A 2,936-nucleotide genomic window follows, 5' to 3' on the forward strand; every position below is an offset into this window, starting at 1 on the left:
CCTGCTGTTGCCGCATTGCCTGCTGGGCGCGCTGCTGGTCGCCGCGCTGGCGTTCCTGCTGCTGGCGCTGCATCTCCTGCTGTTGCTGCATTGCCTGCTGGGCGCGCTGCTGGTCGCCAAACTGGCGTTCCTGCTGCTGGCGCTGCATGTCCTGCTGTTGCTGCATCCCCTGCTGGGCACGCTGCTGGTCGCCGCGCTGGCGCTCCTGCTGCTGGCGCTGCATCTCCTGCTGTTGCTGCATCCCCTGCTGGGCACGCTGCTGCTCGCCGCGCTGGCGCTCCTGCTGCTGGCGCTGCATCTCCTGCTGTTGCTGCATCSCCTGCTGGGCGCGCTGCTGCTCGCCAAACTGGCGTTCCTGCTGCTGACGCTGCATCTCTTGCTGTTGCTGCATCCCCTGCTGCGCGCGCTGCTGGTCACCACGCTGGCGTTCCTGCTGCTGGCGCTGCATGTCCTGCTGTTGCTGCATTCCCTGCTGGGCGCGCTGCTGCTCGCCAAACTGACGCTCCTGCTGCTGGCGCGCGAAGGCCTGCGGATCGCCCTGCTGGCCGTGCGCCTGGTCCGGACGCGTGGTCCAGCCCCGCCCCTGCATCTGCTGCTGCGGTTGCGGCTGGCCACCGCGATCGGAATTGACGAAGCCCTGCGGCATCGCCCCGCGCGGACCGCCCTCGGCCCGCTGCGGGTTGAATGCAGGATTGGCGGGGTTGGCCGGGTTGGCGGGACTGCCCGGTCCCGCCGCATTGCGGCCGTGGAAGGCCGGCGCGGCCTGGCTCAGGCGCACCGGGCCGGCTGCCGCGCCCGGGTTCGGGGCGGGGCCACCGCCGCCACCGTGCCAGGCCGGCCCCGCGCCGGGCACCGTGCCGCCGCCACGGGCAAAACGCTGGGCCAGTTCGTCGCTGGCGGGACGGCCCGGCGCGCGCGCCGCGATGGCGGGACGGTTGAAGCCCTGCATGACCGCCGGCGGCGCGGRCCGCCCGGGATTCGCACCTAGCAGGCTGGCCTTGACCGGCGCCAGCGGCGGCGCGCCGTTGGCCTCGCCGCGCGGCAGGTTGCGCCATGCGTCGTTGCGCGCGCCGGGCGGCACGCGCTGGCCCTGCACGAAGGCGCGCGCCGGCATGCCGGTGACGGCGCCCGGCACATCCCGGTTGACATAGACGTTGCGCACGTGGTTGTTGACCACCTCGTTATTGACGGTGAAGCGGTTGATGCGATTGAGATAGCCAGGGCTGGCGCCATAGACCGGGCGATAGGACTCGCGCGGGCCGAGCGGGTACCAGGCTACCCCCGGTCCGCCGTGGGAGGCATTCCGGCCGGGGCCGGGGCCGCCGCCGATAAAGCCCACCACCGCGGGGGCGTACACCGGACGCACCGCGCGCGGGCCGGGCATCCAGCCCCAGCGGTCGCCGACGCGAGCCCAGCGGCCATAGTGGGACGGCGCGAAGCCCCAGGGCGCGTCGTCGCACCAGCTCCATCCCCACGGCGCCACCCAGGCCCAGTGGCCAGCGCTGTAGGGCGCCCAGTCGGCCGCGACCACGCGCGGGAACCAAACCGCGCCGTAGCCCGGGTCTTCCTGCCAGTCGCCGTAGCCGTCCAGCGCGGCATAGCCGGTCATCTCGGGAGGTACGTAGCGGGCCGAGGGCGAGGCATCCTCGCGCGCATCGCGCGCCATGGTCCAGCGGTCGAACTCGTCGGCCGGCGGATCGGAGGCGGCGCCTGCCTCGGCCAGGTCGGTTCCGGCGAAGCGGACCTGCTCGCCGCGGCGCATGTCGAGCGAGCGATTGTCGCCGTACACCACGGCCGAGCCATGATGGAGGGTGACCACCGTGGCGCTGCCGTCGGCCGCCACGTCGAGCCGGTAGTCGCCCGGCTCGCGCGGCACGAAGGCCAGGTTGGGGGTGTCGATCTCCACCGGCTGGTCCGGCGGCAGCGCGCGCACGCGCAGCTGCAGCGTGCCCTGGGTCAGCTTGACCTGGGTGGCGCTGTCGTCAAGGTTGAGCACCGTCACCGCGGTGGCGCTGCCGAGCCGGATCGCCGTGGAGCCGGCATGCAGCTCCGCGCGTCCGCCGTTGTCCACCCACAGGCGGTCGCCGGTGGTGATGGGCCGGTTGGGTGCGGCCTGGGCCCACTCGTCGGAGCCGGCCGGCGCGAAGCTGAGATTGCCCGCGGCGTCGGTGATGGTGGCGATGCGGTCGGACGGATCGGCGGACTGCGCCAGCGCCGGCAGTTGCCAAGTGACAAGAACGACACCTGCCAGGCCGGTGGCTATGAGCAGGGCGCGGGCACGGTGGCCAAGCCTGCGGTCAGGAAACATGGAATTACCTCTTCGACGAAACGGGTGCCGGGCCAACGCCCGTGCTCCCTGCTGTCACGATACTTCCCTTAACGGCGGGCAGCCGCGCCGGCGCACCGGACTTTGTAAGCACATATTTCCCTGGCGCGCCGCCGGCCGGCAGGCGCCGCCGGCCGCGGCCGGGCTGCGCGCCGCCCGCACGGCCCGGCCCCGCGCGGTTGTCGCCGTCTGGCCGCGGCCAAGCGCGCAGGATCCGGACAAAGCCGGAAACAAATTACGGGAAGCGGGTGGAGTGCGACGGGCCTGCGACGGGCGTGCGACGGGCGCGCAACGCCGGCGCGGCCAGGGTGCGGGCCTTCGGGGACACCAGGACGCCGATGGTCGCCCGGGGTCCGGAGCGGCGGTGCCGGCTCAGCGCGCCTGCAGGAATTCGGTGAACTTGTCCGCCGACATGGGCCGGCCATAGAGGTAGCCCTGCACCTCGTGGCAGCCGTTCTCGATGAGGAAATCGCGCTGCTCGGCGGTCTCCACGCCCTCCGCCACCACGCCGATGCCCAGGCTGCCGCCCACGTTGACCATGGCGCGCACGATGGCGGCATCGACCGGGCTCTGCGTGACGTTGCGGATAAAGGACTGGTCGATCTTGATG

Annotated in this window: 2 protein-coding genes; both read right to left on the reverse strand. The window is 72.6% G+C overall.

The features are described from left to right. A partial coding sequence (locus AC1DO7_RS40725) for a DUF6600 domain-containing protein (RefSeq protein WP_477117519.1) occupies positions 1-2,308 on the reverse strand: 2,308 nt, incomplete at its 3' end. 390 nt (positions 2,309-2,698) lie between these two features. After that, on the reverse strand, positions 2,699-2,936 hold a 238-nt coding region (locus tag AC1DO7_RS40730; RefSeq protein WP_477117520.1), incomplete at its 5' end, for an EAL domain-containing protein.

This window comes from Cupriavidus sp. 05N40 (assembly GCF_056397305.1).